Annotated in this window: 9 protein-coding genes; 4 read left to right on the forward strand and 5 right to left on the reverse strand. The window is 60.9% G+C overall.

The window, feature by feature from the left end; all coding sequences use genetic code 11:
• Positions 1 to 110: 110 nt before the first annotated feature.
• The 3 genes from KGB29_RS16100 to mfd are packed head-to-tail and all read right to left on the reverse strand — an operon-like array spanning position 111 to position 6,849.
• Positions 111 to 2,804: a DEAD/DEAH box helicase gene (locus tag KGB29_RS16100; protein WP_090454106.1), complete on the reverse strand. Its 2,694-nt coding sequence runs from the start codon at positions 2,802 to 2,804 to the stop codon at positions 111 to 113.
• Between the two features lie 6 nt (positions 2,805 to 2,810).
• The gene (locus tag KGB29_RS16105) at positions 2,811 to 3,389 is read right to left on the reverse strand and encodes a CsiV family protein (RefSeq protein ID WP_223616457.1); all 579 of its coding nucleotides are present in this window, start codon (positions 3,387 to 3,389) and stop codon (positions 2,811 to 2,813) included.
• 10 nt (positions 3,390 to 3,399) lie between these two features.
• Positions 3,400 to 6,849 (reverse strand): transcription-repair coupling factor, encoded by a 3,450-nt coding sequence (gene mfd / locus KGB29_RS16110; protein WP_159389608.1) that lies wholly within the window; start codon positions 6,847 to 6,849, stop codon positions 3,400 to 3,402.
• A 363-nt stretch (positions 6,850 to 7,212) separates the two neighbouring features.
• Here mfd and KGB29_RS16115 point away from each other — a divergent pair, with 363 nt between their 5' ends.
• From KGB29_RS16115 to sthA, 3 genes are all read left to right on the forward strand, one after another.
• Positions 7,213 to 8,676, forward strand: a complete 1,464-nt coding sequence (locus KGB29_RS16115; RefSeq protein ID WP_090454111.1) for a glyceraldehyde-3-phosphate dehydrogenase — start codon at positions 7,213 to 7,215, stop codon at positions 8,674 to 8,676.
• 295 nt (positions 8,677 to 8,971) lie between these two features.
• Positions 8,972 to 10,024 carry an FAD:protein FMN transferase gene (locus KGB29_RS16120; RefSeq protein ID WP_223616458.1) on the forward strand — a complete coding sequence of 351 codons (1,053 nt, stop codon included), beginning with the start codon at positions 8,972 to 8,974 and terminating at the stop codon, positions 10,022 to 10,024.
• Between the two features lie 193 nt (positions 10,025 to 10,217).
• Entirely contained in the window at positions 10,218 to 11,612 is a 1,395-nt protein-coding gene (sthA, locus tag KGB29_RS16125) for a Si-specific NAD(P)(+) transhydrogenase (RefSeq protein ID WP_007984277.1), read from the forward strand.
• A gap of 42 nt (positions 11,613 to 11,654) precedes the next feature.
• On the opposite strand, the gene KGB29_RS16130 is transcribed toward sthA, so the two are convergent.
• Together KGB29_RS16130 and KGB29_RS16135 are read right to left on the reverse strand one after the other, a co-directional pair.
• Positions 11,655 to 12,377, reverse strand: a complete 723-nt coding sequence (locus KGB29_RS16130) for a glycerophosphodiester phosphodiesterase (RefSeq protein WP_007984279.1) — start codon at positions 12,375 to 12,377, stop codon at positions 11,655 to 11,657.
• A 14-nt stretch (positions 12,378 to 12,391) separates the two neighbouring features.
• Positions 12,392 to 12,973, reverse strand: coding sequence for a PilZ domain-containing protein (locus KGB29_RS16135; protein WP_150812437.1), 582 nt, complete (start codon positions 12,971 to 12,973; stop codon positions 12,392 to 12,394).
• A gap of 94 nt (positions 12,974 to 13,067) precedes the next feature.
• Between KGB29_RS16135 and KGB29_RS16140 the strand changes: the two genes are divergently transcribed.
• On the forward strand, positions 13,068 to 14,318 hold the full coding sequence (locus KGB29_RS16140; RefSeq protein WP_102668916.1) for a lipoprotein-releasing ABC transporter permease subunit: 1,251 nt from the start codon (positions 13,068 to 13,070) through the stop codon (positions 14,316 to 14,318).
• Position 14,319: the final 1 nt, after the last annotated feature.

Here is a 14,319-nt window from a genome sequence, read left to right on the forward strand (position 1 = left end):
CAAGCCCGCTCCCACATTCGAATTGTGTTTAGCTTCAACAGTGGAGGCAACACAAAACGACTGTGGGAGCGGGCTTGCCCGCGAAGAGGCCGGTTCAGGCGCCGCAGATTTCAGCGTTTTTCGAGGTTTTCCGGCAGCGGCGCAAACAGCGCCTCGATATCATCGCTCTGCAGTTTCCAGTCCCCGGCCTTGCGCCCATCCAATACGCCGGCCGCGAGGTCGGATTTTTCCTTTTGCAGGTGCTGAATCTTTTCTTCCACCGTGCCGCGCGCAATCAGTTTGTAGACGAACACCGGCTTCTCCTGGCCGATACGATACGCGCGGTCGGTCGCCTGGTTTTCCGTCGCCGGGTTCCACCACGGGTCGTAATGAATCACCGTGTCCGCTTCGGTCAGGTTCAGGCCAACGCCACCGGCCTTCAGGCTGATCAGAAAAATCTGACGCTTGCCGCTCTGGAATTCCTTCACCGGTGTGCGGCGGTCGCGGGTCTGGCCGGTCAACAGAGCGTAGGCCACGCCGCGCTTGTTCAGTTCGTCTTCGATCAGTGACAGCATTGAAGTGAACTGCGAGAACAGCAGGATCCGCCGACCTTCCTCGAACAATTCCTCGAGCATTTCCATCAGGCTATCGAGCTTGCCTGACGTGCTGCCACGGCTTGGCAGGGTCGCCTCGTTCACCAGGCGCAAATCGCAGCACACCTGTCGCAACTTGAGCAGGGCTTCAAGAATGATGATCTGGCTGCGGGCCACGCCTTTGCGGGTGATCTCGTCGCGGACTTTCTTGTCCATGGCCAGGCGCATGGTTTCGTACACGTCGCGCTGGGCCTCATTGAGTTCGACCCAGTGGATGATCTCGGTTTTCGGCGGCAACTCGGTGGCAACCTGTTCCTTGGTGCGGCGCAGCAGGAAAGGTTTGATCCGGCCGTTGAGGTGCTGGAGCCTGACCTCGCTGGTGCGTTTTTCAATCGGCACGCGGTAATCGCGGTTGAAGCTTTTGACGTCGCCCAGCCAGCCGGGCAACAGGAAGTGAAACAGCGACCAGAGTTCACCGAGATGGTTTTCCAGCGGCGTGCCACTCAGGCACAGGCGCTGCCGGGCATTGAGCTCGCGGGCAGCCTGGGCGGCCTTGCTGGTCGGGTTCTTGATGTATTGCGCTTCGTCCAGCACCAGTATGTGCAAGGGCTGCGCCGCCAGGCGTTCGACATCCTTGGGCAGCAGCGCATAGGTGGTCAGGATCAGATCGTAGTCGGCCAGCTTGTCGAAGTGTTTTTTGCGGCTGGCACCGTACAGCGCCAGTACCTTGAGCTGCGGCGTAAAGTGCGCCGCTTCGTCGAGCCAGTTGGGGATCAGGCTGGTCGGCATCACCACCATGCACGGCCGATCGAGACGACCGGCGTTTTTCTCGCTCAGGACGTGCGCCAGTGTCTGCAGGGTTTTGCCCAGGCCCATGTCATCCGCAAGGATTCCACCCACTTCCAGTTGCCGCAGCGATTGCATCCAGCTCAAGCCCTCAAGCTGATACGGACGCAGCGTCGCATTCAGGCCGTCCGGTGCGACGGCCGTGTGGTCCTTGATGTCGCGCAGGCGCTGGGCAAAGGTGCGGATCTGTTCGCCACCCTCCCAGAGCAGTGGCATGTCTTCCAGCGGGTTCAGGCGTGTGGCATCGGCCTTGCTCAGGCGCAGCGTGGTGTCGCCGGGCTCCTGCAGGTAGAACTCGCCGAGGGTGGCCAGCACCGGTTTCAAGCGGCCGAAGGGCAGGGCGACTTGCAACGGGCCGTGCCCGGAGTTCGGGCGATTGGGGATGTTGACTAGGATCAGTTCGTCGTCGCGACGTCGGGCAAGGCGTTCCGGGTTGAGGATTTCGGTGTGGGAGCGCATCAGGTTGAGCAGGATCGGCAACAGGCTCAGACGTTCGCCGTTGACGATGATCCCCAGTTCCAGGTCGAACCAGTCTCGCTCCGGAGCCTGTTCGACCGTGGCGTACCAGTCGTCTACCGCTGTCAGGTCGAAACCGAAGTCCTCGTCGATCTGCAATTCCCAGCCCTGGGTGCGCAACTTCGGCAGTTCATTGAGGGTAAAGGTCAGCCAGGCGCTGTCATTGACCATCTCGAACAGCTCGCCGGCACTTTCCGGCAGGGCCTTGCTTTGCCGGGTGGCTATTTTGAAGCCGAGGATTCGCAGTTGCTCTCGGTAGGACTGTTCCACTTCCGGGTGGCGTTTTATCCGCAGCGTCTGGGTTTCCTGACGAATCAGGATGTCGGTGTTTTTCTGTCCGGAAACGTACTCGTCCAGGTAACTGAAAGACAGCGCCGCGCGATGCTGGATGTAACGCTGCATTCGACCGTTGCGCGGTTCGAACGCGCTGAACTCGATGCTGGCCAGCCACAGGCGCGGAACGGGCTGCACATTGTCCACCAGCACTTGCGGCGGTGCTTTCGGACTGCGGTTTTCCAGGACTGCCTGGAGTTTTTCCAGGAGTTCGGCATCTTTGGCGGCAGCGGGGTAGTCGAGGGTTTCCTGCACTTGCAGGAGCACCGCCGCGCAATGTTTGCAGTTGCTGTGGACCGGGCAGGAGCAGGTGGCGTCGACCATCAGCAGAGTGCCCTTGGCTGACTCGCGCAGGCGAATGGTCTGACGGTAAACGTTACCGCCCGAGCCTTCACACGCGGCGACGATGGTTGCGTCGCCGGCTTCGACGATCCTGACACGATTCTCTAGCGCGTAGCGGCGGCCACGCTCCAGGCTCTGTTCCTTGAATCGGCTGACCCAGGATGGTGCCAGGGGTTTGCTCAGGGTCGCGGACATTGGGAATCAGTCCGGAATTTCTTCGGGAGCTGCTCGGGGGGCGGGGGCGGTCAGCGAGGTGATCTTGATCAGCAGGCCGAGGTGGCCGTTGTCGAGGAAGTTCAATTGGCCGTTTTTGGTGTGGCTTTCCTGTTTCAAGCGCTCGCTGGCGGTCACCATGCCATTGGCATCGATCTGGTTGACCCAGAAATCGGCGTCGACGTCGGTAAAGCGCCCCAGTTTCATGTTCAGTGTGCCCTCGATCGGGTACTGACCAAACTGTTCCTTGCCGTCGCTGATCGCCACTTTGCTGGCCGTTTCGCCGAGGGGCTGTTGCCAGGCCTTGTGCAGCAACACCGTGTAGTCGGCGCTGCTGGTGAGTTTTTCCACCTCGCCATTGAGGCTTGGCGTGCGCAGGCTGTCGGGGCTGACCGGTTGGGCGCCAGCGGCCCAGTCTTCCGGCGCGGCGCGACTGACAATTGCCGGCACGGTGTTTTGACGGACCAGAATCATTTCGACCTGATACAGGTCATCGGCATATGCCGTGGGTGCGACCAGCGCTGGCATCAACAGGGTCAACAGGGTCAGTGAGCGAAACAGGCGCATGCGGCGTCCTTCAAGCAGTTTTCGGAACGAGGCGCTCGAACAGCGCCTCTACAGTATTAAAGCGCTCTTCCGGGCGCTCCATCGGAACCATGAACTTGAACATCGTGGCACCTTCGAATTTGTAGCGTTTTGGCTGGCTCTGGATCAGTTTGATCAGGGTCAGCGGGTCGACCGGCGTCTGTGCGGCGAACTCGACGCGACCACCTTGGGGGCCGCCATCGACTTTCTTGATGCCCAGTTGCTCGGCCTGCAATTTCAATGCAGTGATGCGGATCAGGTTCTTGGTCGGTTCCGGCAACAGGCCGAAACGGTCGATCATCTCCACCTGCAAATCCTTGAGGCCGTCCTCGTCGGTGGCCGAGGCAATGCGCTTGTAGAGAATCAGGCGAGCGTGGACATCCGGCAGGTAGTCTTCCGGGATCAACGCCGGTACCCGCAAGTTGACTTCCGGACCGCCGCCAAGCGGTTGATCGAGGTTTGGCTGCTCGCCCTTGCGGATCGACTTCACCGCGCGCTCGAGCATTTCCATGTACAGCGTGAAGCCGACGGCCTGGATCTGCCCGCTCTGGCCGTCGCCGAGCAGTTCGCCGGCGCCACGGATTTCCAGGTCGTTGGTGGCAAGCACGAAGCCCGCGCCGAGGTCCTGGGTGTTGGCAATCGCTTCCAGGCGCTTTTCCGCGTCCGGGGTGATTTGCTGGCGTGGCGGCGTCAGCAGGTAGGCGTACGCCTGGTGGTGGCTGCGTCCGACCCGACCGCGCAACTGGTGCAACTGTGCCAGGCCGAACTTGTCGGCACGCTCGATGATAATGGTGTTGGCGCTCGGTACGTCGATGCCGGTCTCGATGATGGTCGAGGCAATCAGCACGTTGAAGCGCTTGTGGTAGAAGTCGCTCATCACCTGTTCGAGTTCACGTTCGCGCATCTGCCCGTGGCCGATGCCGATCCGTGCTTCCGGCACCAGTTCGGCCAGATCGGCAGCGCATTTCTCGATGGTCTTCACGTCGTTGTGCAGGTAGTAGACCTGGCCACCACGCAGCAACTCACGCAGCAAGGCCTCTTTGACCGTGCTCTTGTTCTGCTCCATGACGAAGGTGCGTACCGACAGGCGACGGGCCGGCGGCGTGGCGATGATCGACAGGTCGCGCATGCCCGACACCGCCATGTTCAGCGTGCGCGGAATCGGCGTGGCGGTCAGGGTCAGGATGTCGACTTCGCTGCGCAGGGCCTTGAGCTGTTCTTTCTGACGGACACCGAAACGGTGCTCTTCGTCGATGATCACCAGCCCGAGGTTTTTGATCTTCACGTCGTCCTGCAGCAGCTTGTGCGTGCCGATGACGATGTCGATCTTGCCTTCGGCCAGGTCCGCGACCGCCGCATTCACTTCCTTGGCCGACTTGAAGCGGCTCATCACTTCCACGCTCACCGGCCAGTCGGCAAAGCGGTCGCGGAAACTGTTGTAGTGCTGCTGGGCGAGCAGGGTGGTCGGCACCAGAATCGCCACCTGGCGACCGCCGTGCACCGCAATGAACGCGGCGCGCATTGCCACTTCGGTCTTGCCGAAGCCGACGTCGCCGCACACCAGGCGATCCATCGGCTTGGGCGCAAGCATGTCTTCGCGCACCGCTTCGATGGTGGTTTGCTGGTCCGGGGTTTCTTCGAACGGGAAACCGGCGCTGAAGGTGGCGTAGTCGGCCTTCGGATCGGCGAAAGCGTAGCCTTCGCGGGCAGCGCGACGTGCATAGATGTCGAGCAACTCGGCGGCCACGTCACGCACCTGTTCGGCGGCTTTGCGCTTGGCTTTCTGCCAGGTCTCGGAGCCCAGGCGATGCAGCGGGGCCAGGGCATCGTCGCTGCCGGTGTAGCGGGCGATCAGGTGCAGGTTGGCCACCGGCACATAAAGCTTGGCGCCTTCGGCGTATTCCAGGGCGAGGAATTCAGCGGTCTGGCTGTCGATTTCCAGGGTCGCCAGGCCCAGGTAGCGGCCGACACCGTGGTCGATGTGCACCACCGGCGCACCCTCGCGCAGCTCGGTGAGGTTCTTGATGACGGCATCGTTGTTGGCATCGGCGCGTTTTTCGCGGCGACGGCGCTGCATCACGCGCTGACCGAACAGTGGGCTTTCGGCGACAAGGGCCAGGGCCGGGTCATCGAGCAGCAAGCCTTCGTCGAGCGGGGCGATGGTGATCGCCAGGCGTTCCTTGCCAGCGACAAAGTCCGGCCAGCTGTCGACGGTTTTCGGTCGCAGCTTCAGGCGTTCCAACAGCTCCAGCAACACTTCGCGGCGGCCTGCCGATTCGGCGGTAAACAGCACGCGACCGGGGAACTGGTCGAGGAAGCCGGCCAGTGCCGCCATTGGCTGAGTGGCCTTGGCTTCGATCGCCAGGTTGGGCAACTCGCGAGCCGGGAAGCGCTCGCGACCGCCACCGCTTTCTACATCCTGCTGACTGGCCACCACGCGCGGCCAGTTCTTCAGGCGCGCGAAGCAGTCTTCCACCGGCAGGAACAGTTCGGCGGGTGGTAATAAAGGGCGGGACGGGTCGACGCGGCGTTCTTCATAGCGATTGCGCACATCGTTCCAGAAGTTTTCCGCGGCTTGCTCGATGCCGGGCAGGGAAAACACTTGCGTGTCCTGGGGCAAATAATCGAACAGCGTCGAGGTTTCTTCGAAGAACAGCGGCAGGTAGTACTCGATGCCGGCCGGGGTAATCCCGCTGCTCAAGTCCTGGAAGATCGGGCAACGGCGGAAGTCGACGTCAAAACGCTCGCGGAACCGCGCCTTGAAACGGGTGACCGCTTCTTTCTGCAGCGGAAACTCCCTGGCCGGCAACAGCTTGACCGAGTCGACTTTGTCGATCGAACGCTGGTTCTCCGGGTCGAAGGTGCGCAGGGTTTCGATTTCGTCGTCGAACAGATCGATGCGATACGGCAGCTTGCTGCCCATCGGGAACAGGTCGATCAGCGAACCGCGAACGGTGAACTCGCCGTGTTCATACACCGTATCGACGTAGCGATACCCCGTGGCTTCGAGCCGGGTGCGCATTTGCTCGACGTCGAGCTTCTGGCCGATATCCAGCACCAGGCTGCTGCCGAGCAGGAATTTGGTCGGCGCGAGGCGATGCAGGGCGGTCGTGATCGGCACCACCAGCACGCCATGGCTCAGTTCCGGCAACCGGTACAGGCTGGCGATGCGCTGGGAAATGATGTCCTGGTGCGGCGAGAACAGGTCGTAGGGCAGGGTTTCCCAGTCGGGAAAGTGCAGTACGGGCAAATCCGGGGCGAAGAAAGCCAGCTCCTGTTCCAGCCGTTCGGCACTTTGGCTGTCGGCGGTCAGCAGCAGGGTAAAGCGCTTGGCAGCGCTGGCGGCCTCGGCGATGGCCAGGCTCAGGGCGGCACCGGGCAGGTTGCCCCAGTGCTGTTTACCTGCCGCGGCAGGGAGAAGCGGTAGACGCAGAACGGGCACGGAAGGTTGAGCTCCAAGCGTTGCGACAAAGTCGGTAATTGTAGCGGTCTACGATGCCGCCTGTCAGTTGCTGACTGTGTCTAAAGCACGGGTTTGGCGAAATGTAGTGGTAAAGACAAAATTCTGCGCTTTTTTACCTAAAATTAATGAATATGTAGTGGCAAAAACAACGAGTGTTACGGAGGGTTACGGATAAGGAGGCTTTGGCTCCAAAAAATTGACTGCGCTGAAAGCCCCGGTTTTATTGGGCTGGAGCGAGGCGTAATTTTTTTGAACGACGATTTGTTACGTAAAGCGCGACGGGCGCGCATTGCTACCGCTGTCACTCGGCGGCATAATGTAGCCCCTTTTTTCTGCCCCTACATGTGGAAGGTTCCCGTGACTCAGAAGCCCGACCAGTGTCTTGGTGAATGGATCGACCGTGAAGCACTCGCAGAAGCGATGATTCCGCTTATCGGTCAGCTCTACCGCAATAACAACGTGGTGAGCTCGATCTATGGCCGCAGCCTGATCAACCGCTCGGTGATTTCGATCCTCAAAGCGCACCGCTTTGCCCGTCATCGCCAGACCGACGAAACCGAACTCTCCGTCCACGAAACATTCCCGCTGCTCAAGGCGATGAGCGAGCTCAAGCTCGGTGCCGCTTCGGTAGACCTGGGCAAGCTGGCGGCCAAATACAAGGCCGAAGGCAATGGCCGTAGTGCCGAGCAGTTCGTCCGTGAAGAGATGGCCGACGTGGTTGGCCAGCAGAACGCTTCCGCCCGCAAAGGCACCGACGTTGTCCTGTACGGCTTCGGTCGTATCGGCCGTCTGCTGGCGCGCATCCTGATCGAGAAAACCGGTGGCGGCGACGGCCTGCGTCTGCGCGCCATCGTGGTCCGCAAGGGCGCCGAGAACGACCTGGTCAAACGTGCCAGCCTGCTGCGTCGCGACTCGGTTCATGGCCCGTTCGATGGCACCATCACCATTGATGAAGCCAACAACACCATCACCGCCAACGGCAACCTGATCCAGGTTATCTACGCCAAGAGCCCGGCCGAAGTCGACTACACCCAGTACGGCATCGAAAACGCTCTGATCGTCGACAACACCGGTGTATGGCGTGACGCCGATGGCCTGGGCCAGCACCTGGCTTGCCCGGGCGCTGCCCGCGTAATCCTCACCGCACCTGGCAAGGGCGCGCTGAAGAACATCGTGCACGGCATCAACCACGGCGAAATCACCCCTGACGACAAGATCATCTCGGCCGCTTCGTGCACCACCAACGCCATCGTGCCGGTGCTCAAAGCTGTGAATGACAAGTACGGCATCGTCAACGGTCACGTCGAAACCGTTCACTCGTTCACCAACGACCAGAACCTGATCGACAACTTCCACAAGGGCAGCCGTCGTGGCCGCGCCGCGCCGCTGAACATGGTAATCACCGAGACCGGTGCCGCCACTGCAGCCGCCAAGGCTCTGCCAGTGTTGAAGGGTAAGCTGACCGGTAACGCGATTCGCGTTCCTACGCCGAACGTGTCGATGGCTATCCTGAACCTGAACCTGGAAAAGGCCACCACTCGCGAAGAGATCAACGAGTACCTGCGCCAGATGGCCATGCACTCGGATCTGCACAAGCAGATCGACTACGTCAGCTCCCAGGAAGTGGTTTCCACCGACTTCGTTGGCTCGCGCCACGCAGGCGTAGTGGACGCTGAAGCGACCATCACCCAGGATAACCGCGTTGTTCTGTACGTCTGGTACGACAACGAGTTCGGTTACAGCTGCCAGGTGGTTCGCGTGATGGAAGACATGGCCGGTGTAAACCCGCCAGCATTCCCGCGCTAAGCCTTAGCTGCACATGAAAACGCCCCGGCCTTGGTCGGGGCGTTTTTGTTTGTGCTGCTTTTGTCTATTGGGGGATGTGTTGTTCGCACTGGCCTCATCGCGAGCAAGCTCGCTCCCACAGGGTGTGGTGGTGTTTGCACGGTAGTGATCACGCCAGCTATCCAATGTGGGAGCGAGCTTGCTCGCGATAGCGGTCTGAGAGAGATATCAATGCTGAATGTGATGACCTCTTCGCGAGCAAGCCCGCTCCCACGGTTCTATCGCATAATGGCTGGCCCTGGCGATGTGTCAGGGGATGCATTGGGGAGCTCGGGAATTGTTGATCAGGTGGCAGGGGGTGGCACTTTTGCTGCTCGGCGCACTATCAGGCTGCGGCAACGGCGACACTCTGGAGAGCTTCGGCGGCCCGACCATGGGCAGCACTTATTCGATCAAGTATGTGCGCCATGCCGACCTTCCGGCGCCGGACGAAGTCCGTGTCCAGGTCGAGCAGATCCTCGCTGACATTGACCGGCAAATGTCGACCTACCGCAGCGACTCGGACATCGAGCGCTTCAATGCGTTACCGGCCAACGGCTGTCATGCAATGCCGGCGTCGATCCTCGAACTGGTCCGCGTGGGCGAGCAGCTGTCGGTGCAAAGCGACGGTTCCTACGATCTGACGGTGGAGCCGTTGCTGAACCTCTGGGGATTTGGCCCGCAGGCCCGCGGGGAAAAAGTCCCGACCGCCGAAGCGCTTGCCGAAGCCCGCAAGCGCGTCGGCCATGAACACTTGCGCATCGATGGTGACCGGTTGTGCAAGGACGCCGCCGTCGAGGTTGACTTCAACAGCATCGCCGCCGGTTATGCGGTGGACACGATTGCCGCAAGACTCGAGGCGATGGGCATCCATGACTACCTCGCCGAGGCCACGGGTGAGCTCAAGGCGTCCGGCAGGAAGGCTGACGGCTCGCCGTGGCGCATTGCCCTGGAAGAGCCGCGGGATGATCGGCAGGTGGCGGAACGGGTCATTGTCGTCGACGGCTATGGCCTGTCCACTTCCGGCGACTACCGGAATTATTTCGAGCAGGACGGACAGCGTTTTTCCCACACCTTTGATGCCCGCACCGGTGCGCCGGTCTCACACACCCTGGCGTCCGTCACAGTGATTCATCCTTCGGCGCTGATGGCCGATGGCTTATCGACGCTGTTGCTGATTCTCGGCCCGGAGCGCGGTTGGGACTACGCAGAAAAACACGATATCGGCGCATTTTTTGTGATTCGTGCCGATACAGGTTTCGTCACACGCAGCAGTCCCGCTTTTGAACGCATCAGTGGCGAAAAAAACCGAATGATTTCGGCGATTTGAGCATTGAAAACTGGCGTTGTAGCGCAGGCAAAAGTAGCCTACGACGCGACCAAGGGTTAATGTGCGCGGCGTTGACGCTTCTATAGACTGTGTCCGGGTTCTGCACTGGCCCCAAATTGTTCCTTCATGCCACGCATTGGCGTGATTTAGCCGCAGGTGCCGAGGGTACCGCGGCCTGTTCTGAGGAGTACGCATGGCTGTCTACAACTACGACGTGGTGGTGTTGGGTTCCGGCCCGGCAGGGGAAGGCGCGGCAATGAACGCCGCCAAGGCAGGGCGCAAGGTGGCGATGGTCGATAGCCGTCGCCAGGTCGGCGGCAACTGCACTCACTTGGGCACCATCCCGTCCAAGGCACTGCGTCACTCGGTGCGGCAGATCATGCAATTCAACACCAACCCGATGTTCCGGGCCATTGGTGAGCCGCGCTGGTTCTCGTTCCCGGACGTGTTGAAAAGCGCCGAGAAAGTCATCTCCAAGCAAGTCGCTTCGCGTACCGGCTACTACGCCCGTAACCGCGTCGACGTGTTCTTCGGCACCGGCAGCTTCGCCGACGAGCAAACCATCGAAGTGGTCTGCGCCAACGGCGTGGTCGAGAAACTGGTGGCCAAGCACATCATCATCGCCACCGGTTCGCGTCCTTATCGCCCGGCGGACATCGATTTCCACCACCCGCGTATCTACGATAGCGACACCATCCTCAGCCTCGGCCACACCCCGCGTAAACTCATCGTTTACGGCGCCGGCGTGATCGGTTGCGAATACGCCTCGATCTTCAGCGGTCTGGGTGTATTGGTTGAATTGGTGGACAACCGTGGGCAACTGCTGAGCTTCCTCGACTCGGAAATTTCCCAGGCCCTGAGTTATCACTTCAGCAACAACAACATCACGGTTCGCCACAACGAAGACTACGACCGCGTCGAAGGCGTGGACAACGGCGTGATCCTGCACCTCAAGTCCGGCAAGAAGATCAAGGCCGACGCCTTGCTCTGGTGTAACGGTCGTACCGGCAACACCGATCAGTTGGGTCTGGAAAACATCGGCGTGAAGGTCAACAGCCGTGGCCAGATCGAAGTCGACGAGGCATACCGCACCTGCGTGCCGAACATCTACGGCGCCGGCGACGTGATCGGCTGGCCAAGCCTGGCCAGTGCCGCCCACGACCAGGGTCGCTCGGCCGCCGGCAGCATCGTCGATAACGGTAGCTGGCGCTTTGTGAATGACGTGCCGACCGGCATCTACACCATTCCGGAGATCAGTTCGATCGGCAAGAACGAGCAGGAACTGACCCAGGCCAAGGTGCCGTACGAAGTGGGCAAGGCCTTCTTCAAGAGCATGGCGCGGGCGCAGATCGCCGGCGAGCCGCAAGGCATGCTGAAGATCCTGTTCCACCGTGAAACCCTGGAAGTGCTGGGTGTTCACTGCTTCGGTTATCAGGCGTCGGAGATCGTGCACATCGGTCAGGCGATCATGAACCAGCCGGGCGAACTCAACACGTTGAAGTACTTCGTCAACACCACGTTCAACTACCCGACCATGGCCGAAGCCTATCGGGTAGCCGCGTACGACGGCCTCAACCGGCTTTTTTGACGGGCTCCGGCCGGTGGCCTGAGCCGGCCGGGGAGACCGATTTCAGCAATTCTCGAGCGTGGCGGTGGCCAAACCGGGAAAGTCTGTAATCAGGCTGTCAACGCCGAAGTCGGCGAGTCTGCGCATCAGCGCGGGCTCGTTGACGGTCCATACCGACACATGCAGCCCCTGACGCTGCGCCCTTTGCAGGCGTTCCGGCGTGCACAGGGTCCAGTTCAGCGCCAGAATCTCACAGCCATAGCTGGCGGCGACCTTCAGTGGGTCAAGCCAGGCATACTCGGCCACCAGCCCGCGGGATACGTCCGGCACCAACTCCAGCGCAGCCTTGAGCACTTCACGGGAACTCGAGGTGATGGTCACCTTGTCCATCAGGCCATGACGCTGCACCATTTCGCGAATCGCCAGCACGGTGGTCGCGGCACGCATCCGTGATGCGCTTTTGACTTCCAGCTGCCAGTGATCGAAGTCGCATTTCTCGAACAGTTCTTCCAGCGTCGGAATCGGGCAAGGCTTGATCCAGCCCGGTCCACCCTTGCGTGCGTCATAGGTCACAAGCTCGGCCGCCGTGTGTTCGACGACCTTGCCGCGACGGTCGGTGGTGCGCTTGAGGGTCGGGTCGTGGATGACCATCAGCTCGCCGTCCATGGACAGGTGCAGGTCCAGTTCGCAGCGACGCACGCCGTGCTTGAGACATTCCTGAAAGCTGGTCAGGGTGTTTTCCGGTGCTTCGCCCTTGGCGCCGCGATGGCCGTAGATGAGGGTCACGGTTCTTCCTTAATTTAATTGCCTGATTCGAGTTGGTCGCGGGCCAGGCGTCGTTCCTGGGCCTGCTTTTGCAAGATGTGGCGGGCCAGCAGTTGGCGTTGGGCGTCGGTCAGGTGTTCGAACTCGGTGCCGACGTCATAGCCGTCGCCCTTGCGGTCGCAATGGGTGACGCGGGCGCGCAGCAGCAGGCCCAGGGCCTGCGGCATCAATACCAGTTTGACCGACAGGCGTGCGCCGGCGGCAATGGGCGATGGATGCTGAAAGTCGATGCCGCCTTCGGAGATGATCACTGGCTGCGGTTCGCCGATCTGCCCGAGTACGGTGATGGCGATCACCTGGCTCAGCAAGTCGATGCGTTTGTTCTGGGATTTGAGGAACGCCGCGAGGTTCCGGTCGCGTTCGCTGATCTGGCGTAACAGGTGTTGCGACTCGAATTCACTCAGGTGCAGTTCGCTGAGCAAGTTGAAGAGTGGAGAAGCATCCTGCAACACTTCCTGGCCTGTGGCTTCAGTAGCGGACAGGGGCCGAATTTCCAGTGCGATCGTATCCTCGATACGGTAGTATTCGCGGCGATCTTCTTCATCTAATGTCGACATGGCGAACCCATGGTAGCGGCGGTGGTCTGAGTGTAAAGCTGGTTATCGACCCCCGCCACAAGGACGTTCCTTTTCCCTCCGAACAAGCCCCGACATGTTCAGACCTCTCTTCGTATTTATCGGCACGCGTTACACCCGTGCAAAGCGTCGCAATCATTTTGTGTCATTCATTTCCCTGACTTCGATGATCGGGCTCGCCCTTGGCGTGGTCGTGATGATCGTGGTGCTGTCGGTGATGAACGGCTTCGATCATGAGATGCGCACCCGCGTGCTGGGCATGGTGCCCCACGCGACCATCGAGTCCGGTGAGGCGATCAGCGATTGGCAAGGCCTGGCCGCGAAGGTCAAGCAGAACCCGCAGGTGACGGCCGTGGCGCCGTTTACGCAAATGCAGGGTTTGCTGACCAATAACGGCAAGGTCTCGAAAGTCCTGCTCAATGCCATCGACCCGGCGCAAGAGCGCCAAGTGTCGATCATCGATCAATTCATGACCCAGGGAAAACTCGACGACCTGGTGCCGGGGGAGTTCGGCATCGTCATCGGCGACAAGGCTGCGGCCAAGCTCGGTGCGGCCATCGGTGACAAGCTGACCTTCGTCGCGCCCGAAGTCACGGTGACCCCGGCCGGGATGTTCCCGCGCATGAAGCGCTTTACCGTGGTCGGCATCTTCCATGTCGGCGCCGGTGAGCTCGATGGCTATCTTGGCGTCACCAACCTGCAGGACCTGGCCCGGCTGCACCGCTGGAAACCGGATCAGGTCCAGGGCCTGCGCCTGAAGTTCGACGATCTGTTCCAGGCGCCGCGCACCGCGTGGAGCATCGCCCGCGACCTCGGCGAAGACCGCTACTACGCCCGCGACTGGACCCGCACCCACGGCAACCTGTACCAGGCGATCCGCATGGAAAAAGCCATGATCGGCCTTTTGCTGCTGCTGATCGTTGCCGTCGCTGCGTTCAACATCATTTCCACGCTGGTGATGGTGGTGAATGACAAGAAGGGCGACATCGCGATCCTGCGCACGCTGGGCGCCACACCAGGCACGATCATGCGCACGTTCATGGTGCAAGGCACCGTCATTGGCGTAGTCGGTACCGCGATCGGCGCGGTGGTCGGGATCTTCGCGGCGCTGAACGTCAGCGCCGCGATCTCGGCCCTCGAAGGCCTGATCGGGCACAAGTTCCTCAACGCCGACGTGTACTTCATCGATTACCTGCCGTCGCAGGTGCAGAGCCAGGACGTCGTGATGGTCTGCTCCGCGGCGTTGGTCCTGAGTTTCCTCGCCACCCTGTATCCAGCCTGGCGTGCCGCGCGCACCCAGCCTGCGGAGGCGCTACGTTATGAGTGAG

Origin of the sequence: Pseudomonas sp. BF-B-30 (assembly GCF_019956305.1) — a bacterium.
Lineage (GTDB): Bacteria > Pseudomonadota > Gammaproteobacteria > Pseudomonadales > Pseudomonadaceae > Aquipseudomonas > Aquipseudomonas jessenii.